Raw genomic sequence first — 20,945 nt, 5'->3', positions numbered from 1 at the left:
ATTCATGGCCCGCCCGGCGGGCATCAGTCTTAATGAGGAAGAGGCACCCATGAATCTCTACATCAACCAGTTGCAGAAGAAGCCGGCATTCCGCGAGCAGGTCTATGCGGGCGACATCTTCCTCGATACCCATCTGCGCAGCGCCCATGAGCTTTGCGCCCTGGCCCGGCACAGCATCACCGAAGCCTTCGACGGCGAGACCGACCACCTGTCGCTGCACAAGAAGATGCCGGTGGAAACCTTCGTCGAGCATGTCACTCGGCTCAAGCGCAAGTTCACCAACGGGCCACAGGCCAAGGCGCTGATCCGCGACTACATCCTGGAAATCGGTGCCGACCCGAACGACTACATCTTCGATGTCCCGCGGGTGCGCGTGGTCCCCAACTACGACTACCTGCACGCCGGCGTCAGCTATGCCTACAAGCCTCACCGCGATACCTGGTATGGCAGCGTCGATTGCCAGCTCAATACCTGGATGCCGATCTACAGCATCGAGCCCGGGCAGACCATGATGATCAACCCGGCGTACTTCACCAGGCCGGTGCAGAACTCGTCCCCAGCTGGAGCCTGACCGACTGGATCAGCAACCAGCGCCTCAAGGCCAAGGACAACATCACCCAGGAAAACCGTGTGCACCCCGTGCCCCTGGAAGAGATCGACGCCAGTGCCGAACTGCGCATCGCCGGCAACAGCGGCGAAATCCTGATGTTCTCCGGCGCCCACCTGCACGGCACCGTGGCCAACCACACCGACCGGATCCGCTTCAGCGTGGATTTCCGCCTGATCCACCTGCAGGACCTGATTCACAAGCGCGGCGCGCCGAATGTCGACAACGGTTGTTTCGACGTGGAAGCCGGCTTCAAAGACCTTTTCCATGCCAGCGACTTTTCGCAATTCCAGGGAGTTAACCCATGACCAAGCGTCGTCTGACCGCTGCCGAGGTCGAGTACAACGAAAAGCGCGCCAGCGTGCTGAGCCGTGTCGATGCCCAATACGTGGCCGATGCCCCTTCGTCTTCGCCAACCGCATCGCCGTGACTGCGGCGCTGTCGCGGATCGAACTGTTCAAGATGGTCCAGGACATCCCTGGCGCCATCGTTGAATGCGGCGTGTACAAGGGCAACTCGTTGATGCTCTACATGCAGCTGTCGATGATCCTCGAGCCGTATGCGATCAACCGTTCGATCATCGGCTTCGACACCTTCCAGGGCTTTGCCAGCATCGATGCCAAGGAAGACCCGGCGGACATCAACGAAAGCATGTTCTCCGACACCGACGAGAGCCTGATCCAGGACATGATCGACGCCAACGACCTGGTGCGTCCGGTCAACCGCATCCCGCGTTGCGAGATCGTCAAGGGCGACATCCTTGAAACCGTACCGGCCTTCGTCAAGACCCGTCCGGACCTGGTAGTGGCCATGCTGATCCTCGACACCGACCTGTACTCGTCGACCAAGGTCGCCCTGGAAACCTTCCTGCCGTACATGCCGAAGGGCGCCATCGTGGTCCTGGACGAAGTCGCCTATCGCAACTTCCCAGGCGAGACTGCCGCGCTGCGTGATGTGCTGGACCTGAACAAGGTGGAGCTCAAGCGTTTGCCGTTCGATTCTTCGGTGGGGTATTTCCGCGTCTGACCGTCCCGGAAATCAAGAGCGGACTTGCCAGCAGTTGCAGTAGTGGATCCACCATTGCAATCGCTGGCAAGCCCACGGGAACCGCGGCCCGCTTTTTGATCTTCCTTCATATATGCAATGGGTGGCCCAACGCCCGCAGCGCCGCTTCCTGCACCGCCTCACCCAGTGTCGGATGGGCATGGATGGTCCCCGCCACATCCTCCAGCCGCGCGCCCATCTCCAGTGACTGGGCAAAGGCCGTGGACAGTTCGGAAACCCCGACGCCCACCGCTTGCCAGCCGACGATCAGGTGATTGTCACGCCGCGCCACCACGCGCACGAAGCCGCTCTTCGATTCCAGGGTCATGGCCCGGCCATTGGCGGCGAAGGGGAACTGCGCCACCAGGCAATCGAGGCCTTCTTCCTTGACCATCTCCGGCGTCTTGCCCGCCACCACCAGCTCCGGATCGGTGAAGCACACCGCCGCGATGGCGGCTGGCGCGAAGGCCCGCTGCCTGCCGGCGATCAGTTCGGCGACCATCTCGCCCTGGGTCATGGCCCGGTGCGCCAGCATCGGCTCACCTGCCACGTCACCGATGGCCCAGACGTTGCGCATGCTGGTCTGGCAGCGCTCGTCGATGGCGATGGCGGCGCCGTTCATCTTCAGGTCCAGGGCTTCGAGGTTGAAGCCTCTGGTACGCGGACGACGTCCCACGGCGACCAGCACCTGGTCGGTTTCCAGGGTCAGCTCCTCGCCATCCGGCTGGCGCACCTTCAGGCGATTGGTCGCGGCGTCGAAACCTTCGACGCTGTGCCCGAGGTACAGCTGCACGCCAAGCTTCTTCAGCGATTCGGCCACCGGCTGGGTCAGTTCGGCGTCGTAGGTCGGCAGGATGCGTTCGCGGGCTTCCACCACGCTCACCTCCACGCCGAGCTTGCGGTAGACGATGCCCAGCTCCAGGCCGATATAGCCGCCGCCGACCACGGTCAAGCGCTTGGGCAGGGCCTTGGGCGACAAGGCTTCGGTGGAGGAAATCACCGCGCCGCCCAGCGGCAGCATCGGCAACTCGACGCTGCTGGAGCCGGTGGAGAGCAGCAGGTGCTCGCAGCGGATGCGCAGGTCCTGCCCGTCGATTTCCACCAGCTTGCCGTCGATGACCTTGGCCCAGCCGTGGATCACCTTGACGTCGTTTTTCTTCAGCAGGGCGGCGACGCCGGTGGTCAGGCGGTCGACGATGCCGTCCTTCCAGGCCACGCTCTGCCCGATGTCCAGGCTTGGCGCGGCGACCTTGATGCCGAGGGTCGATTTCTGGCTGTGCAACTCGATCTGATGGAACTGCTCGGCCACGTGGATCAGCGCCTTCGACGGAATGCAGCCGATGTTCAGGCAGGTGCCACCGAGGGCCTGGCCTTCGACCAGGATGGTGGGAATGCCCAGTTGTCCGGCGCGGATCGCGGCGATATAGCCGCCGGGGCCGCCGCCGATGATCAGCAGGGTGGTGTCCAGGGTCTGCATGCTTACTCCACGAACAGGCTGGCAGGTTGTTCGAGCAGGCCGCGCACGGCCTGGATGAATTGTGCGGCGTCCATGCCATCGACCACCCGGTGATCGAAGGAACTGGAGAGGTTCATCATCTTGCGGATGACAATCTGGCCGTTGACCACCATGGGCCGCTCGACGATGCGGTTGACCCCGACGATCGCCACTTCCGGGGTGTTGACCACCGGCGTGCTGACGATGCCGCCCAGCGCGCCGAGGCTGGTCAGGGTGATGGTCGAGCCGCTGAGTTCGTCGCGGCTGGCCTTGTTGCTGCGTGCGGCCTGTGCCAGGCGCGAGATCTCACTGGCGTTATGCCACAGGCTGCCGGCTTCGGCGTGGCGCAGCACCGGCACCATCAGGCCGTTGTCGCCCTGGGTGGCGATGCCCACGTGCACCGCGCCGTGGCGGGTGATGACCTGGGCTTCGTCGTCATAGGTGGCGTTGATCTGCGGGAAGTCGCGCAGGGCCACGACCATGGCGCGCACCAGGAACGGCAGCAGGGTCAGCTTGCCGCGGCTTTCGCCGTATTTGCCGTTGAGGTGCTGGCGCAGTTCTTCCAGGGCGCTGACGTCGATCTCTTCCACATAGCTGAAGTGGGCGACGCGGCGCTTGGCGTCCTGCATGCGCTGGGCGATCTTGCGGCGCAGGCCGATCACCGGGATCTGCTCGCTGTCCTCGCGCTTGGCGTAGCCGCCCGGGGCGCCGTTGCCGCTGCGGGTCGGCTGGGTGAGGAAGGCGTCGAGGTCCTCGTGAAGAATGCGCCCGGCCGGGCCGCTGCCGTGGACGTAACGCAGTTCGATCCCGGCATCCCAGGCGCGCTTGCGCACGGCGGGGGAGGCGAGGGGTTTTTCATTGGCGCCACGGGGTACGATCGGTGCCTTCTCGACCGCTGCGGCGGCGATGTGCGGTTTGGCCGCCGGCGCTTCCACCGCTGCCGGAGCTGGAGCCGGTTTCGGCTCGGGTGCTGCTGCAACCACCGGTGCCGGCTTGCCGGCGCTTTCCTGATGATTGCCGGCCCCTTCGACTTCGATGCGGATCAGCTCGCTGCCCACCGCCATGACCTCGCCGGGCTGGCCGCCCAGGGCCAGGACCTTGCCGGAGACCGGCGAAGGAATTTCCACCGTGGCCTTGTCGGTCATGACATCGGCCACCACCTGGTCCTCGGTGATGGTGTCACCGACCTTGACGAACCATTCCACCAGCTCTACCTGCGCGATGCCTTCGCCGATGTCCGGCATCTTGATGACGTGCGTGCCCATTCAGACCTCCATGACCCGTTTCAATGCCGCACCGACCCGCGAAGGGCCAGGGAAGTACGCCCACTCCTGCGCGTGCGGATAGGGGGTGTCCCAGCCGGTGACGCGTTCGATGGGCGCTTCCAGGTGGTGGAAGCAATGTTCCTGGACCAGCGACACCAGCTCGGCACCGAAGCCGCAGGTGCGCGTGGCTTCATGCACCACTACGCAACGGCCGGTCTTCTTCACCGACTCGACGATGGTTTCAAGGTCCAGCGGCCACAGGCTGCGCAGGTCGATGACCTCGGCATCGACGCCGGTTTCCTCGGCGGCGACCTGGGACACGTAGACCGTGGTGCCATAGGTCAGTACGGTGACGTCGTTGCCAGGGCGGGTGATTGCCGCCTTGTCCAGCGGCACCTGGTAATAGCCGTCCGGCACGGCGCTGGCTGCATGCTTCGACCAAGGGGTTACCGGGCGATCATGGTGGCCGTCGAAGGGGCCGTTATACAGGCGCTTGGGTTCGAGGAAGATCACCGGGTCGTCGCATTCGATCGAGGCAATCAACAGGCCCTTGGCGTCGTAGGGGTTGGATGGCATCACCGTGCGCAGGCCGCAGACCTGGGTGAACATCGCCTCGGGGCTCTGGCTGTGGGTCTGGCCGCCGTAGATTCCGCCGCCGCAGGGCATGCGCAGGGTCAGCGGGGCGACGAATTCACCGGCCGAGCGGTAACGCAGGCGGGCCATCTCGGAAACGATCTGGTCGGAGGCGGGGTAGAAGTAGTCGGCGAACTGGATTTCCACGACCGGGCGCAGGCCGTAGGCGCCCATGCCGACGGCGGTGCCGACGATGCCGCTTTCCGAGATCGGTGCATCGAACACCCGGGACTTGCCGTACTTGCTCTGCAGGCCCTCGGTGCAGCGGAACACACCGCCGAAGTAACCGACGTCCTGGCCGTAGATGACCACGTTGTCGTCGCGCTCGAGCATGATGTCCATGGCCGAGCGCAGGGCCTGGATCATGGTCATGGTGGTGGTCGACATGGCGGTTTCAACCTGGATGGAAGTGTTGTGGTCGTTCATGTCAGATCCCCAGTTCCTGGCGCTGCCGGCGCAGGTGCGCGGGCATTTCCTTGTAGACGTCCTCGAACATCGAGGCCGGGCTCGGCATCTGTCCGCTGGCCAGGGTGCCGTACTGCTCGGCTTCCTTCTGCGCGGCGATGATTTCCGCGTCCAGCTCGGCACTGACCTGCTGGTGCTCTTCTTCGGACCAATGGCCGTTGGCGATCAGGTGCTGTTTCAGGCGCACGATCGGATCGCCCAGCGGGAAGTGAATCCAGTCGTCGGCGGGGCGGTATTTCGAGGGATCGTCGGACGTGGAGTGCGGGCCGGCGCGGTAGGTGACCCACTCGATCAGCGTCGGGCCGAAGCCGCGGCGGGCGCGTTCGGCGGCCCAGCGCGAGGCAGCGTACACCGCGACGAAGTCGTTGCCGTCCACCCGCAGCGAGGCGATGCCGCAGCCCACGCCACGGCCGGCGAAGGTGGTGGCTTCGCCACCGGCGATGGCCTGGAAGGTGGAGATGGCCCACTGGTTGTTGACCACGTTGAGGATCACCGGGGCGCGGTAGACGTGGGCGAAGGTCAGGGCGGTATGGAAATCGGATTCGGCGGTAGCACCGTCGCCGATCCAGGCCGAGGCGATTTTGGTATCGCCCTTGATCGCCGAGGCCATGGCCCAGCCGACCGCCTGGACGAACTGGGTGGCAAGGTTGCCGCTGATGGTGAAGAAGCCGGCCTCGCGCACCGAGTACATGATGGGCAACTGGCGACCCTTGAGCGGATCGCGCTCGTTGGACAGCAACTGGCAGATCATCTCGGTCAGCGACACTTCCCGGGCCATCAGGATGCTCTGCTGGCGATAGGTCGGGAAGCACATGTCGCTGCGGTTCAGGGCCAGGGCCTGGGCACTGCCGATGGCTTCCTCGCCCAGGCTCTGCATGTAGAAGGACATTTTCTTCTGGCGCTGGGCAACCACCATGCGGCTGTCGAACTGGCGGGTCTTCATCATTGCCCGCATGCCCTGGCGCAGGACCTGCGGGTCGATGCCCTCGGCCCAAGGGCCTACTGCATTGCCTTCGGCGTCGAGAACGCGGATCAGGCTGTAGGCCAGGTCCGAGGTATCGGCAGGTTCGACGTCGATGGCGGGTTTGCGGACTTGACCTGCGTCGTTCAGGCGCAGGTAGGAGAAATCGGTCTGGCAGCCTGGCCGGCCGGTAGGCTCGGGCACATGCAAACGCAGGGGGGCGTACTCGTTCATGCTTTTTACGCTCGCTCTGTCTTGTGTTTTTGTTGAGCTTTGACGCAGTAGCTACTGGGACCCGGCTTGTGACCGGGAAGTCAGTCTTGTCTTAATGATATTCCGGCCCCGGAAGAATATTTTTCTGATGTTCGTTGCCTTTGTTCGAGCGGACGGATAAATATTCTGCAAAAGAACAAAAGGCGGGAAGATTTATCTCATGCGCAAACTGGATCGCACTGACATCGGCATTCTCAACAGCCTTCAGGAAAACGCGCGGATCACCAACGCCGAACTGGCGCGTTCGGTGAACCTGTCGCCGACGCCCTGCTTCAACCGGGTCAAGGCGCTGGAGGAATGCGGCGTGATTCGCCAGCAGGTGACCTTGCTGGCGCCGGAGGTACTGGGGCTGGATGTCAACGTGTTCATTCACGTCAGCCTGGAGAAGCAGGTGGAGCAGTCGCTGCATCGCTTCGAGGAAGAAATCGCCGAACGGCCCGAGGTAATGGAGTGCTACCTGATGACCGGGGACCCGGATTATCTGCTGCGGGTGTTGCTGCCAAGCATCCAGGCGCTGGAGCGGTTTCTTGATTACCTGACGCGGTTGCCGGGGGTGGCGAATATCAGGTCGAGCTTTGCCTTGAAGCAGGTCAGGTACAAGACGGCGCTGCCGTTGCCGGCCAATGGGTTGACCCTGCGCGAGCCACGTTGATTTGAGGGCCTCAACGCTGGCAAGCCAGCTCCCACAGGGATTGTGTTCACCGTCGGACCTGTGGGAGCTGGCTTGCCAGCGATAGGGCCCCTGAGAGCAAAACATCTCTAAAGGTGTAGAAAATCACGATCAGTCGCCGCCATCACCGCTTGATATTTTGAACAGCCCCTGAGTATGTTGTCCGGGTCGCCGTTTCCGGCATGCGAAAACAACAAGGACAGAGTCATGACGACCAATGTTCAGCGTTCCCTGGAAGAGCGCCTGACGGGCATTGATGAAATCGAATGCGTTACGCCGGATCTCAATGGCGTGCCGCGCGGCAAGGTGATGACCGCCGAGGGCTTCCTCGAAGGCCGACGCCTGCAACTGGCGCGAGGCGTGCTGTTGCAATGCATCATGGGCGGTTACCCGCCGGCGCGCTTCTATGGCGGCGATGACGGAGACCTGACACTGGTCGCCGATCCGGCGCAGATCCACCGCCTGCCCTGGAGCGCCGAACCCCGAGCCCTGGCCATCTGCGATGCCGACGAATTGAGCGGCGAACGTTCCGGCCTGTCCACCCGCGGCTTGCTCAAGACAGTGATCGCCCGCTATGCCGCACGCGGCCTGGCGCCGGTGGTGGCGACCGAGCTGGAGTTCTTCGTTTTCGCACCCAACACTGACCCGACCCGGCCATTCCAGCCTCCGCTGGGCCTGGACGGGCGCCGCGAAGACGGCCATTCGGCCTTCAGCGTCAGTTCCAACAACGGCTTGCGCCCGTTCTTCCAGGAGGTGTACCGCTGTATGGCAGCGCTGGGGCTGCCGCGCGATACCTTCATGCACGAGATGGGCGTCAGCCAGTTCGAGATCAACCTGCTGCACGGCGATCCGCTGCTGCTGGCCGACCAGACCTTCCTGTTCAAGCACCTGCTCAAGGAGGTTGCGCTCAAGCACGGCCTGACCGTGGTGTGCATGGCCAAGCCGCTGGCACATACCCCGGGCAGCTCGATGCACATTCACCAGAGCGTGGTGGAGATTGGCAGCGGCCGGAACGTTTTCAGTGATGCCGACGGCAAGCCCACCGATACCTTCCTGCATTTCATCGGTGGTCAGCAGGCGTGCATGGCCGACTTCACGGCGCTGTTCGCCCCGAACGTCAACTCCTACCAGCGCCTGTGCCATCCCTACGCATCACCGAACAATGCATGCTGGTCCGAGGACAATCGCGCCGCCGGCCTGCGCATTCCGGCCAGTTCACCCGTGGCCCGGCGTGTGGAAAACCGCCTGCCGGGGGCCGATGCCAACCCCTACCTGGCCATCGCCGCCAGCCTCGCCGCCGGTCTGCATGGCATCGAGAACGGCCTGCAACCGGCCCCGGCGATCCAGGGTGAGTTCGCGGTGCCGGATCACCTGTCGCTGCCGTGCACGCTGCATGCGGCGCTCGATCGTCTCAAGCGCAGCAGCCTGGCGCGGGAGCTGTTCGGCGAGGAGTTCATCGCCGGTTATATCGCCACCAAGACCCAGGAGCTGACCAGCTTCTTCGATGAGATCACCCCTTGGGAGCGGCGCGTACTGGCGGCCCAGGCCTGACCGGCAATCCACGGAATTAGAAGGCCGATTACGCGGGTTCCTGGCGTAATCGGCCTTTTGTTTTTTTCGCCGGTGCCGGCCGCGCGGCCGGAATAATCACTTATGCTTTCACGCAGTTTTTCCACCAGCCCAAGAGGTCGTTCGGGACGCTGATGCGCACTATCTGGAAGTCTTTTCGCGCGTTGTACTTCGCTGCTCTGATGATGTTGATCGGCTCCGGCCTGCTGAGCACCTACCTTGCCCTGCGCCTTAGCGCCGACCAGGTCGACAGCCTGTGGGTCGGTGCCCTGATGGCTGCCAACTATTTCGGTCTGGCTCTGGGTGGCAAGATCGGTCACCGCCTGATCGCCCGGGTCGGACATATCCGCGCCTATGCCACCTGCGCCGGGATCGTCGGTGCCGCGGTACTGGGTCACGGCCTGGTCAGCTTCCTGCCGGCGTGGCTGTTCCTGCGGGTCATCGTCGGCCTCGGGATGATGTGCCAGTACATGGTCATCGAGAGCTGGCTCAACGAGCAGGCCGATGCCAAGCATCGTGGCGCGGTGTTCAGCGGCTACATGATCGCCTCCTACCTGGGCCTGGTCCTGGGCCAGTTGATCCTCGTAGTCCATCCGCAACTGGCCCCGAGCTGCTGATGCTGGTGGCGATGTGCTTTGCACTGTGCCTGGTGCCGGTGGCCCTGACCCGGCGCATCCACCCGGCGCCGCTGCGGCCGGCCCCGATGGAGCCGCGTTTCTTCATCAAGCGGGTGCCGCAGTCGTTGAGCACGGTGCTGGGCTCCGGGCTGATCGTCGGTTCGTTCTATGGCCTGGCACCGCTCTATGCCTCGAAGCAGGGCCTGAGTACCGAGCAGGTGGGTATCTTCATGGGCGTGTGCATCTTCGCCGGCCTGCTGGTGCAATGGCCGCTGGGCTGGCTGTCGGACCGCTACGACCGTGCCGTGCTGATCCGCAGCGTGGCCATCGGCCTGGCGATCGCCTCGCTGCCGTTGGCGATCCTGCCGGGGTGCCGATGGCGGTGCTGTTCGCGGCCGGCTTCCTCGTCTCGCTCCTGCAGTTCTGCCTGTACCCACTGGCCGTGGCCTTCTCCAACGACCACGTGGAAAGCGAGCGGCGGGTCTCGCTGACGGCGATGCTGCTGGTCACCTATGGCGTCGGCGCGAGTATCGGGCCACTGGCGGCAGGGGTGCTGATGAAGGCCTTTGGCGACCAGATGCTCTATGCCTTCTTCACCTTCTTCGCCCTGGTGCTGGTCTGGCGCATTCGTCCCGATGCGGTCACCGGGTTGCACCAGGTGGAAGATGCGCCGTTGTCCCACGTGGCCATGCCGGCAGCCAGCTCGCCCCTGGCCGCTGCCCTCGACCCGCGGGTCAACGAGCAGGTGGTTCAGGAACAGATGCAGACGCCGGTCGCAGCCGAGGATACCGAAGCCGAGGACGAGGCGGGGGAGGTCAAGGAAGGGCAGGTGGTCGAGGAACCGGCCAAGCCGCTTTGAAACAAAACTGGGACCGCATGCGGTCCCCGTTTTCCTGTCAGTAGTCGTCTTTGTCGAAGCGTCGCGCTTCGCGCTGCAATTGATAGACGAAACTCTCGATCTTGCGCTGCATCTGCCCGGTCAGGTTATGGAAGCGCACGCCGGCGAAGGTGGCGTTCAGGCGCTCCTCGAAATGCAGATGGCGCAGTTCCACCGACATCTGGGTCAGGCTCAGGGCCCGCTGGCGGCGAACTTGTCGTAGACCTGGCCCAGTTGCAGGCGCTCTTCGATATTGCCTTCGAAGCGCAGCTTGCAGCCGGTGGCAGAGATGTCCAGAAGCTTGCCGCGGATGGCACCCACGCCCTTGAGCTTGTCACCGTCAAGGACGATGTCGACCAGTTGCGAGAGCTTGAGGGCGGCACGGAAGGCATTGCGGCGCTGATGGTAGGTCACTTCCTCGGGCAGGGTGCCGCGGTAGCAGCGCACGTCGCCGGAAGAGTCGATGGTCAGTGGCTGGTTGCATTCCCAGGCGATCCGCACGCCGTCATGGAAACCTTCGACCCGAAAGGGCTCGCCGTTTTCCAGGAAACGTTCGCCGTCGCGGGGGATCATTTCATCCAGGGCCAGGACGTTGTTGTCACGGTCGACCTCGACCACGTAGCTCTGGAAACGCTGGCTGCGCTCATGGAAGGTAATGATCAGCGGATCATGGCTCTCTTGCAGCATCCGCAGGTTGGCGGCAATTTCCAAAGGCGTGTTGAACACCTTCGGAGGCTGCGGAGCTTCTACGTCATTGAACACGGTTGATGAATCTCCAGGCAAAAACGACACACGCACAAGGCATTTTGCCAGTATGCGCTATGGCTTGATAGAGGGTCACGCCTGGCTGAGTGCACGAGGCTTGGCAAGCGGCGAGGTCGAGCCCCGGCTGTCGTATAGCGAAGGGGCTTCGCCGCCCATGAGGATTCTGATCTGGTTGGCCGTGGTGGCCTGCTGAAGCGTGATGGATTCGCCGTTGCGCTCGTTGACCGCCTTGCACTCGTTGAGCAGGTTGCCCAGTACGTCGAGTTGCTGGAGCAATTGCGGGCCAAGGTGCGACTGGCTGGCCAGGGCCTCGACGCCGGCACGATCCGGGGTCAGGCCGAGGCTTGCGAGCAGCTCGCTGCGCCGACGACCGTGCTGATCGAGCAGGACTACCAGCGACTGCTTGTAGGCCAGGATGTCTTCCAGTGCCGGCATGTCACGGCCGTGCAGGGCGACGTATTCGTCCCGCAGCAGCTGCAGCAATTGCTCGGCCGGGCCGATATCTTCTTCGATCAGTTGCAGCAGGGTCGTATCGTGCATGGCTGGCTCTTGGTCTTGGCGTCCTTGAAGTCAGCGCGCCGAGGGCTAGCGCTGGGCTTCGAAATTGAGCAGTTTGCTGGCCACGCGGTTGGCGTCGACCTGGTAGCTACCGTCGGCGATGGCCTGTTTCAACGCGGCCACGCGGTCGCTGTTGACGATGGGCTGGTCGCGCAGCTTGTCGCTGACCTGTTGCAACTGCTGGGCCTCATGGCTGAGGTGTACGGTCTCCCCGCTCTGTGCGGTAACGGCTGCCGCGTCGGACTGGCCTGCGCGATTGCTGGCGGCGCTTTCCTGGCTGGTGCCGGTGCGCAGGCCGCCCGTCACTGACGGGGAGTTATTCAAACGACTGAAGTCGATGACCATGATCAGAAAACCTCTCGGAAATAGGACGCTTGCCCTTTTTTCGGCCGACCCGAAAAAACTTTAGGCACGAATTGACAGGCATTCGTGACAAGGTCGTCATATCCGTAATACGCACAGTCTAGAAAATGCGCTTCCTGATCGCCAGCGCTGATTCGTCGCGCGGTGGCCTGTGTCACATGGTCACATGGAAACCTCCACCTCGCCGGGACCGGTTACCCTGGCCTTGACCACCCGCTTGGAGTTGAGGTTGCGTACCCGTATCTGCTCGCTCATCCCGCCCTTGCTCAGCGCTTCGCCGGGCATGCGCACGGCCAGCGTGCCACTGCGGGCGATGATGACCACATGATCACCCTTGCGGATCACCTCGGCCTGTTCCAGATGAACGGGGGTGATGACCTGGTCGATGACCATTGGTCGGACGACTTTCTGTCCTATGGCCTGGTCGAGGCTGGCGAGGAAGCCCTGGTTCAGCAGGCCGACGTCGCGTTCGCGCAGGGTCACGTCCTGTTCCTGGACCACGGCGTCACGCTTGAGTGGCCGGCTGACCACCACCACATCGCGGAACAGCTTGACCTGGGCCGGTACGAATACCGTCCACGGCGAACTGCCATCACAGCGCACCCGCACCGTCACCCGGCCCAGTGGCTGGGCCGGGCTTTCCAGGCTGGCGCCGAGCTGCTCGCTGCACAGCGGCATGCGCAGCCGCGGGTCGAGGTTGTTCACCTGGATCTCGTAGCGGCCTTCGGTCTGGCTCTTTTGCAAATAGTCTTCTACGGAAAACTCAAGAAACCCCTGGGTGACACCGATAAGCACTTCAGGCAAGGTGAAAGTGTCAGCCAGAGTTCGAGCGCCGGGAGTCAACAGGCACAGCGCAGCAAGGAAGCCGGGCAGATGGCGGTGCAGGCGTCGGAAAAATGTCGTTTTCGTATTCATGAAAGTAGAAAAGCAAGGCGCGTGCCGATCTGCGCGCTGCCCTAATGCTTCGTTTGAGGAGTCTGGCATGGCTGGTGTAATGGATTCGGTGAACCAGCGCACGCAACTGGTAGGACAGAATCGTCTCGAACTGCTGCTGTTCCGCCTGCGCGGCGAGCAGTTGTACGGGATCAACGTGTTCAAGGTACGGGAAGTGCTGCAATGCCCGAGCCTGACACTTCTGCCCAAGGCCAGTCGGGTCGTGCGCGGTGTCGCGAATATTCGTGGGGCGACCATCCCGATCCTGGATCTGGCGATGGCGACGGGTCTGCCTCCCCTGGAGAACCAGGACCCGAGCAAGAGCTTCGTCATCATTACCGAGTACAACACCAAGACCCAGGGCTTCCTGGTGCACTCGGTGGAGCGCATCGTCAACATGAACTGGGAAGAGATCCACCCGCCACCCAAGGGGACCGGGCGCGATCACTACCTCACGGCGGTGACCCGGGTCGACAACAAGATGGTCGAGATCATCGACGTCGAGAAGATTCTCGCCGAGGTGGCGCCTGCCTCCGAGTCGGTGTCCACCGGGGTGGTCAATGCCGAGGTGCACAGCAAGGCCGTTTCGCTGCGGGTGCTGACCGTGGACGACTCATCGGTAGCGCGCAAGCAGGTCAGTCGCTGCCTGCAGACGGTCGGTGTGGAGGTGGTCGCGCTGAATGACGGACGCCAGGCACTGGAGTACCTGAAGAAACTGGTCGACGAGGGCAAGCGCCCGGAAGAAGAGTTCCTGATGATGATCTCCGACATCGAGATGCCGGAGATGGACGGTTACACGCTGACCGCGGAGATCCGCAACGATCCGCGCATGCAAAACCTGCACATCATCCTGCATACTTCGCTGTCCGGGGTATTCAACCAGGCCATGGTGAAGAAGGTCGGCGCCGACGACTTCCTCGCCAAGTTCCGTCCGGACGACCTGGCCCAGCGGGTGGTCGACCGGATCAATGCCACACACTAATTGCCGGGGGCTCAGGCCCCTGGCGTTGTACACGATTTAAGAGGCGGCACCATTGTCTACGGGTAATTTGGATTTCGAACAGTTCCGGGTCTTCCTGGAAAAAGCCTGTGGCATCCTGCTGGGCGAAAATAAGCAGTACCTGGTTTCCAGCCGTCTCAACAAGCTGATGGAGCAGCAAGGCATCAAGACGCTGACCGAACTGGTGCAGCGCATCCAGAGCCAGCCGCGCAGCGGCTTGCGCGAGCAGGTGGTCGACGCCATGACCACCAACGAAACCCTCTGGTTCCGCGATACCTACCCCTTCGAAGTGTTGAAGAACAAGGTGTTGCCGGAGATGCTGCGAAACAGCCCCGGGCAGCGCCTGCGCATCTGGTCGGCGGCCTGTTCGTCCGGGCAGGAGCCCTACTCGATTTCCATGACCCTCGACGAGTTCGAGCGGACCAACGTCGGCCAGTTGAAGATGGGCGCGCAGATCGTGGCGACCGATCTCTCCGGCGCGATGCTGGCCAACTGCAAGACCGGCGAATACGACAGTCTGGCGATCGCCCGCGGCCTGTCCCAGGAGCGCCTGCAGCGCTATTTCGATCCGAAGGGGCCGGGGCGCTGGGCAATCAAGGCGCCGATTCGCAGCCGCGTGGAGTTCCGCTCGTTCAACCTGCTGGACAGCTATGCGGCGCTGGGCAAGTTCGACATCGTGTTCTGCCGCAACGTCCTGATCTACTTCTCGGCGCAGGTGAAGAAGGACATCCTCACCCGCATCCATGCCACGCTGAAGCCGGGTGGCTACCTGTTCCTCGGGGCGTCCGAGGCACTCAATGGCTTGCCGGATCTGTACCAGATGGTGCAGTGCAGCCCGGGGATCATCTATCAGGCCAAATGACTCCGGTGCCCTTGAGGGCCTCATCGCTGGCAAGCCCTGAAGAACACTGCAAAACCCAAAAAAGCCCCGGCCTCACGACCGGGGGCTTTTCATTTCAGGCGATCAGAAGTCGTACCGCACCTTGGCACTGAATACATCGGCATCGAAGCCCGATTTGCCGATGTAGTCGTAGTTCACGCCCAGGGTCACCGCGCCCAGCTTGTAGTCGGTACCGATACCGGCTTCGTAGCTGTTGCGCACGGCCTTGGCGCCGCTGGTGACGAACGGGGTGCTGCCGAGCAGGAAGGTCGAGGTGCTGCTGGCCTCGTCGGCGGCGAAGTCGTGGTAGGCCATGAGTTTGACCTGCGGCTCCAGGGTGCCTGCGCCGAGGTTGAAGCTGCCGGCAACACGCACACCGGCGCCCAGTTCGATGGCTTCGTAGCGCTGGTCCTCGACTTTCAACGCAGCCGACGAACCCTTCTCGCGGTAGCCATCGATGTTCACCTGGCTGTAGCGCGCCGCCAGCCGTGGCTCGACCAGCACTTGCGGGTTGATCTTCCAGGTGTAGCCACCGATCAGATTCAGGCCGAGCAGGTCGCTGTCGTAGCTGGCCTTGGCCTGGGTGCCGGCGATCCGGCGCTTGCTGTCGTTGTCGTTGACGCCGTAGGTCAGGCTGCCGTCGACGAAGTAGTTGCCCAGCTCATAGCCGCCGTAGAAGGTGAAGGCGTGGCTGTCGACTTCGGTCTTGTTGCCGCTTTTGCCGTTCACGTCGGTGTTGATGAAGCTATAGGCCAGGCCCAGGGTCAGTTGGTCGTTCAGCTTGCCGTCGGCACCTACGGCGATCCCGCGGCTATAGGCGTTGTAGCCGGCCACGCCGTCGCGCAGGTCCTGGGTGGCGTCGCTGTACAGGCTTTGAACCCACACGCCGGCTTCCTTGAAGGCATCGCCGGACGATGCGCCGCGCAGGCTGCTGGTGCGGCTGCCGGTGACGTTGCTGACCAGGTTCTGGCTGGTGGTGGCCGCCTGGGTGGCGCCGCCGTTGGTTTCCGGGGTCAGTTGCTCGGCAATGCGGGCCAGGTCGGCTTCGCTGGTGTTGAGCAGGGTTTGCAGGAAGGGATCGTTGGGGTTCTGCTCGCGGATACGGTTGATCACGCCATCGTTGACCAGGCTGCCGATGGCCTTCTGGCCGTTGGCGGAGCCGCCGTTGCCGACGATGATTTCCTCGACTTGCTCCTGGCCCTTGGCGGTCACGGTGGCGACCAGGGTGTTGTCCTCAAGCTTGTAGCTGTCGATGTTGAGCAGGGCGGAAGAGCTCGTCAGGTTCAGCTTGCCGTTCGGGTCGACATCGTCGTTATCGTCCGTGACAACCAGTTCACCAGCCTGGATCAGCTTGTACTGGACAGCATTGGCGGAAAAGTCGCTACCCTGGGCGGCCAGTTGGATCTGCGAGTCCTTGCTGAATCGAATGAAGTCGGAAACGCTGAGTACCGGCGTGTCAGGCCTGGTGGCGCTGGAGAGATTAAGGACCAGTGTAGTGTCGTTCGCCACGTAGACCCGGCCATCGATGCTGGTGTGTGTGCCGAGCAGGTTGAGCCGGGTGTGACCGAAGCTCGGGTTGCCGATGTCTACGGCACTGTACTGGTGGGAGAGGCGAATGTTCGCGCCGTCGGCCTGGCTGTCGGTGCCGGTGAACTGCACATCGCCGGTGATGTAGAGGTCATTCAGGTTGATCAGGTTGCCGATCACCTTGCTGCCGTCCAGCAAGCGTACATACACCCTGCTTTTGCTGTCGCTGGCGTCAATGGCTTCGTCATCGGAAATCAGCGTGCCGCTGTTTACGATGCGCATGCCCGCGAACTCGCCCGGCTGTCCGTCCACATCAGTCGCAGTGATGTGGATAGCCGCGTCGGTGGCCTGAATGGTGCCGGTGTTGACGATATGGTTGGCGATAGTTTTGAAGCTGGCGTTCGTAATGCGGATACCGTTGGCATCCGCGCCGGTGGCGGTGATGGTGCCGTTGTTTTCGATGCCGAGCAGTTTGGTAGCGGCATAGTTGCTACCGTTGAAGCCGCCGGCGACTTCCAGGCCGACTGCGTCTTCGCCGTGTGCTTGAATCTCGCCGTTGTTGATGACGTTTCCGACGATCTCGCCGCCGGTCAGGTAGATGCCCGTAGCGTCTTCGCCTTCCACGATGATCTTGCCGCTCGCAGCGTTGATCAGGTCGCCCTTGATCCGGGTTGAACCGCTCATGTCGATACCGGTGGCAATATCGACCGCGCCGCCGTCTTCCAGCGGTTCACCCTTGGCCAACAGCAAGCCTTCATTGATCACGCTGCCGCCGATGACCGCCGGGTCGATGCGCAGGGCATTGGCGCCGCCGCCGACCGCGGTGATGCTGCCCCTGTGGATCAGGTTGCCGTCGATACGGTTGTTGACCCAGGCGGTTGGGGTTTCGTAGACGTCCATGTCCACGCCGCCGGCGAAGTCGCCGGTGCTGTTGATGATGGCGTTGAGGATCAGGTCCTGTTGCAGATGGCTGCCATTGAATTCGATCGGGTCGTTTTCGCCGGCGGTGCCGCTGTAGCTCCCGGTAATTTCCAGGGAGTCGGCATAGGTCTGGTTTTCGCTCTTGAAACCGGCATTGGTCAGTTGCACGGTCTGGGCGTGGGCCGGCAGGGCAGTGGTGGCCACCGCGAGGGCGAGCAGGGTCTTGCGGAAAAGCATCGAAGCCACGGTTCAGTCCTTAAACGTGTTTGAAATCTCGGTGCGCTCCTTGCACGGCGACTGGCAGATCGGGTTGATGGCTAACTGCCATGCAATGGGCGGCGGCATGTTAAAGGACCCGGGGTCAAAATGACATCATTTTGGCGCCGGATTCCCGTGGCCGATTGCCGCTTTTTTCCTCCGCCAGCGGCAGGTAGCGGAAACCGGTTGCCGCTTTTCTGGCATTGCCGCCTCCGGCAAAACCGCAAAGACCCCGGTTTCATTGGGGTTTCGCTTGTTGGCATGGGACTTGCTCGTTCATCGTCAACGAACCATCCGGTCAACCTTCGAAGGTTTCCCCGACATGAGCATCAGCTTCGACAAAGCGCTCGGTATCCACGAAAAGGCCCTGAGCTTCCGCGCCCAGCGCGCCGAGGTGCTGGCCAATAACATCGCCAACGCCGATACGCCGAACTTCAAGGCGCGCGACATGGACTTCTCCAAGGTGCTCGCCGCCGAAACCGAGAAGACCCAGGCGGGTGGCCATTTCGCCCTGGACCGGACCAACGCCCGGCACATCGAGGCCGAGGGCGTGACCCTCAGTGACGAGTCGCTTCAGTACCGCACGCCGATGCAGCCTTCGATCGACCAGAACACCGTCGATGCCCAGCTCGAGCAATCGAACTACACGGAAAACGCCGTGGGCTTCCAGGCCAGCTTCACGCTGCTCAACAGTAAATTCAAAGGGCTGGTTTCGGCCCTGCGCGGAGAGTAAGTCATGTCCCTCGCCAGTGTTTTCAACATCGCCGGTAGCGGCATGAGCGCCCAGACCACCCGTCTGAACACCGTCGCTTCGAACATCGCCAACGCCGAGACCGTCTCGTCGAGCATCGACCAGACCTACCGCGCGCGCCACCCGGTGTTCGCCACTACCTTCCAGCAGGCACAGAACGGCAGCCAGTCGCTGTTCCAGGACCAGGACGCAGCAGGGCAGGGCGTGCAGGTGCTTGGTGTGGTCGAAGACCAGAGCAACCTCGAAGCGCGCTACGAGCCGAACCATCCGGCGGCGAACAAGGACGGCTACGTCTACTACCCGAACGTCAACGTGGTCGAGGAAATGGCCGACATGATCTCGGCCAGCCGTTCATTCCAGACCAACGCCGAGTTGATGAACACGGCCAAGACCATGATGCAGAAAGTACTGACCCTGGGTCAGTGATAAGGGATTACGCCAATGGCTAGCGTCAACGATACGACAGCAGGGGTGAACCTCAACGACGTCATCAAGGCCTCGGGGACCAAGAGCACCTCGCAGACCGGCGTCGCCTCCGCAACCAACAGCTCCACCGGCGGCCAGACCCTGGGCAAGGATGCGTTCCTGCAGCTCCTGGTCACCCAGATGCAGCACCAGAACCCCTGGATCCGCAGGACAACAGCGAATTCGTGGCCCAGCTCGCCCAGTTCAGCAGCCTCGAGGGCATTACCTCGCTGAACGAGTCGGTCAATGCGATTTCCGGCAACTACAAATCGTCCCAGGCCCTGCAGGCCTCGTCCCTGGTCGGTCGCTCGGTGATCGCCCAGACCGACAAGGCGGTGGTCGATACCACCAAGAGCCTCAACGGTTCGGTAGTGGTGCCGCAGTCGGTCAGCAGCGTCACCGTCACCATCACCGACAAGGACGGCAACGCCGTGCGCACCCTGCAACTGGGCGAACAGAAGGCCGGCAACGCCTCGTTCGTCTGGGACGGCAAGAACGACAAGGGTGAAGTGGTTTCGCCGGATACCTACTCGTTCAAGGCGACCACCACCGTCGACGGCAAGGCCATGGAGATGTACACCCTGCTCCCGGCCACCGTCAGCAGCGTCACCATCAGCCAGACAGGGGGCGAGATGATGCTCAACCTCGCCGGTCAGGGCAGCGTCGCGCTGTCCAAAGTGCAAACCATCGGTATATAGAGCCGGCTAACGGCACAGGAGTGAAAGATGTCCTTCAATATCGGCCTTAGCGGTCTCTATGCAGCCAGCAAGCAGCTGGACGTTACCGGCAACAACATCGCCAACGTTGCCACCACCGGTTTCAAATCCTCGCGCGCGGAGTTCGAGGACGTGTACTCGGCAAGCAAGCTCGGCGTCGGCAGCAAGACCGTCGGCAACGGCGTGCGCCTGGCGGCGGTGTCCCAGCAGTTCGGCCAGGGTGACGTGAACAACACCGGCAACGTGCTGGACATGGCCATCCAGGGCCAGGGCTACTTCATCCTCAGCGACAACGGCTCGCTCAGCTACACCCGTGCCGGTGCCTTCCAGACCAACAAGGACAACTACGTCGTCACCTCCGACGGGCTGCGCCTGCAGGGTTATGCCGCCGACGAGAACGGCAAGATCATCAAGTCCGGCCTGACCGACCTGAAGATCGACACCTCGGCGCTGGCGCCCAAGGCCACCAGCCTGATCGACCAGGGCATCAACCTCAACTCCTCGGCCGACAGCATTCCGCTGGCGCCGACCGGCCCGGCCTTCGTGCCGACCGACGAAACCACCTACAGCAAGAAGTTCTCGACCGAGATCTACGATAGCCAGGGTAACAAGCACACCATGGAGCAGTACTATCGCAAGACCGATCAGAACACCTGGACCATGTACACCCTGATCGACGGTCGCAACCCGCAGGACCCGACCAGCACCACGCCGCTGACCGGCACCATGACCTTCAAGTCCGACGGCAGCATCAACACCATGACCGGCTCGGTCGCGCCGGACGACAGCTTCGCCGTGGTCAACAACGTGTTCACGGTCAAGGGCTGGATTCCGTCGGCGTACAACTCCACCACCGGTACCTGGTCGCCCAATGGTTCGGCCGCGAACCCGGACGGCATCCGCCTGGACATGAACTCGACCACCTCTTACAACACCGAGACGGCGCGCCTGTCCCAGTCCCAGGACGGTTATGCCACCGGCATCCTGTCGAGCCTGAGCATCGACTCCACCGGCGTCATGTTCGCCAGCTTCAGCAACCAGCAGTCCCGTGCCATCGGCCAGCTGGCCATCGCCAGCTTCGCCAACGAGCAGGGCCTGGAGCAGCAGGGCGGCACCCGCTGGAAGGAAACCTACTCCTCGGGCATCCCGGGCATCGACACGCCGAAGACCGGTACGCTCGGCTCGATCTCTTCGAACTCCCTGGAAGAATCGAACGTCAACCTGACCCAGGAGCTGGTCGAGCTGGTCAAGGCGCAGTCCAACTACCAGGCCAACGCCAAGACCATCTCCACCCAGAGTTCCATCATGCAGACCATCATCCAGATGACCTGA

At 62.8% G+C, this 20,945-nt stretch carries 15 protein-coding genes and 5 pseudogenes; 11 read left to right on the top strand and 9 right to left on the bottom strand.

Features of this window, described 5'->3' with window-relative positions:
- Positions 1 to 49 precede the first annotated feature (49 nt).
- Positions 50 to 915, top strand: a pseudogene (locus tag CSV86_RS16395) (2OG-Fe(II) oxygenase family protein).
- Positions 912 to 1,633, top strand: a pseudogene (locus CSV86_RS16390) (TylF/MycF/NovP-related O-methyltransferase). The pseudogenes CSV86_RS16395 and CSV86_RS16390 overlap by 4 nt, the downstream one beginning before the upstream one ends.
- Before the next feature lie 106 nt (positions 1,634 to 1,739).
- On the opposite strand, the gene lpdA reads toward CSV86_RS16390, so the two are convergent.
- Genes lpdA through CSV86_RS16370 form a run of 4 tightly spaced genes read right to left on the bottom strand, consistent with a single transcriptional unit; the run spans position 1,740 to position 6,704 of the window.
- A complete protein-coding gene (lpdA, locus tag CSV86_RS16385) occupies positions 1,740 to 3,128 on the bottom strand; it encodes a dihydrolipoyl dehydrogenase (RefSeq protein ID WP_009402972.1) in 1,389 nt (462 codons plus the stop codon).
- 2 nt (positions 3,129 to 3,130) lie between these two features.
- Entirely contained in the window at positions 3,131 to 4,411 is a 1,281-nt protein-coding gene (locus tag CSV86_RS16380) for a dihydrolipoamide acetyltransferase family protein (RefSeq protein ID WP_009402969.1), read from the bottom strand.
- Entirely contained in the window at positions 4,412 to 5,470 is a 1,059-nt protein-coding gene (locus tag CSV86_RS16375) for an alpha-ketoacid dehydrogenase subunit beta (RefSeq protein WP_009402967.1), read from the bottom strand.
- 1 nt (position 5,471) lies between these two features.
- Positions 5,472 to 6,704 carry a 3-methyl-2-oxobutanoate dehydrogenase (2-methylpropanoyl-transferring) subunit alpha gene (locus tag CSV86_RS16370; protein WP_009402965.1) on the bottom strand — a complete coding sequence of 411 codons (1,233 nt, stop codon included), beginning with the start codon at positions 6,702 to 6,704 and terminating at the stop codon, positions 5,472 to 5,474.
- A gap of 199 nt (positions 6,705 to 6,903) precedes the next feature.
- Here CSV86_RS16370 and bkdR point away from each other — a divergent pair, with 199 nt between their 5' ends.
- The 3 genes and pseudogenes from bkdR to CSV86_RS16355 all read left to right on the top strand — a co-directional run bounded on the left by bkdR (position 6,904) and on the right by CSV86_RS16355 (position 10,458).
- Positions 6,904 to 7,395: a Bkd operon transcriptional regulator BkdR gene (bkdR, locus tag CSV86_RS16365; protein WP_009402958.1), complete on the top strand. Its 492-nt coding sequence runs from the start codon at positions 6,904 to 6,906 to the stop codon at positions 7,393 to 7,395.
- 327 nt (positions 7,396 to 7,722) lie between these two features.
- Entirely contained in the window at positions 7,723 to 8,964 is a 1,242-nt protein-coding gene (locus CSV86_RS16360) for a glutamine synthetase family protein (protein WP_170395089.1), read from the top strand.
- A 152-nt stretch (positions 8,965 to 9,116) separates the two neighbouring features.
- Positions 9,117 to 10,458 (top strand): annotated as a pseudogene (locus tag CSV86_RS16355) (MFS transporter).
- A gap of 37 nt (positions 10,459 to 10,495) precedes the next feature.
- Here the strand turns inward: CSV86_RS16355 and CSV86_RS16350 are convergent.
- The 4 genes and pseudogenes from CSV86_RS16350 to flgA all read right to left on the bottom strand — a co-directional run bounded on the left by CSV86_RS16350 (position 10,496) and on the right by flgA (position 13,077).
- A pseudogene (locus CSV86_RS16350) lies at positions 10,496 to 11,238 on the bottom strand (flagellar brake protein).
- 75 nt (positions 11,239 to 11,313) lie between these two features.
- Complete coding sequence (locus tag CSV86_RS16345) at positions 11,314 to 11,781, bottom strand: flagellar protein FlgN (RefSeq protein ID WP_009402950.1); 468 nt, start codon at positions 11,779 to 11,781, stop codon at positions 11,314 to 11,316.
- 45 nt (positions 11,782 to 11,826) lie between these two features.
- Entirely contained in the window at positions 11,827 to 12,144 is a 318-nt protein-coding gene (gene flgM / locus CSV86_RS16340) for a flagellar biosynthesis anti-sigma factor FlgM (protein ID WP_009402949.1), read from the bottom strand.
- A 180-nt stretch (positions 12,145 to 12,324) separates the two neighbouring features.
- Complete coding sequence (flgA, locus tag CSV86_RS16335) at positions 12,325 to 13,077, bottom strand: flagellar basal body P-ring formation chaperone FlgA (protein ID WP_037061278.1); 753 nt, start codon at positions 13,075 to 13,077, stop codon at positions 12,325 to 12,327.
- A 67-nt stretch (positions 13,078 to 13,144) separates the two neighbouring features.
- On the opposite strand from flgA, the gene CSV86_RS16330 reads away from it, so the two are divergent.
- Positions 13,145 to 14,077, top strand: coding sequence for a chemotaxis protein CheV (locus CSV86_RS16330; protein WP_009402947.1), 933 nt, complete (start codon positions 13,145 to 13,147; stop codon positions 14,075 to 14,077).
- 52 nt (positions 14,078 to 14,129) lie between these two features.
- A complete protein-coding gene (gene cheR, locus CSV86_RS16325) occupies positions 14,130 to 14,957 on the top strand; it encodes a protein-glutamate O-methyltransferase CheR (RefSeq protein WP_009402946.1) in 828 nt (275 codons plus the stop codon).
- A gap of 102 nt (positions 14,958 to 15,059) precedes the next feature.
- On the opposite strand, the gene CSV86_RS16320 is transcribed toward cheR, so the two are convergent.
- Positions 15,060 to 17,660: an autotransporter family protein gene (locus tag CSV86_RS16320; RefSeq protein WP_009402942.1), complete on the bottom strand. Its 2,601-nt coding sequence runs from the start codon at positions 17,658 to 17,660 to the stop codon at positions 15,060 to 15,062.
- 343 nt (positions 17,661 to 18,003) lie between these two features.
- Between CSV86_RS16320 and flgB the strand changes: the two genes are divergently transcribed.
- The 4 genes and pseudogenes from flgB to flgE all read left to right on the top strand — a co-directional run bounded on the left by flgB (position 18,004) and on the right by flgE (position 20,945).
- The gene (flgB, locus tag CSV86_RS16315; RefSeq protein WP_009402940.1) at positions 18,004 to 18,414 is read left to right on the top strand and encodes a flagellar basal body rod protein FlgB; all 411 of its coding nucleotides are present in this window, start codon (positions 18,004 to 18,006) and stop codon (positions 18,412 to 18,414) included.
- A gap of 3 nt (positions 18,415 to 18,417) precedes the next feature.
- Complete coding sequence (flgC, locus tag CSV86_RS16310; protein WP_009402938.1) at positions 18,418 to 18,858, top strand: flagellar basal body rod protein FlgC; 441 nt, start codon at positions 18,418 to 18,420, stop codon at positions 18,856 to 18,858.
- Positions 18,859 to 18,873: 15 nt separating this feature from the next.
- Positions 18,874 to 19,595 (top strand): annotated as a pseudogene (gene flgD / locus CSV86_RS16305) (flagellar hook assembly protein FlgD).
- Positions 19,596 to 19,622: 27 nt separating this feature from the next.
- On the top strand, positions 19,623 to 20,945 hold the full coding sequence (flgE, locus tag CSV86_RS16300) for a flagellar hook protein FlgE (protein WP_009402934.1): 1,323 nt from the start codon (positions 19,623 to 19,625) through the stop codon (positions 20,943 to 20,945).

Source organism: Pseudomonas bharatica CSV86, from assembly GCF_000319305.2.
GTDB classification, from domain to species: domain Bacteria; phylum Pseudomonadota; class Gammaproteobacteria; order Pseudomonadales; family Pseudomonadaceae; genus Aquipseudomonas; species Aquipseudomonas bharatica.
This window is presented reverse-complemented; position numbering and strand designations above follow the sequence as displayed.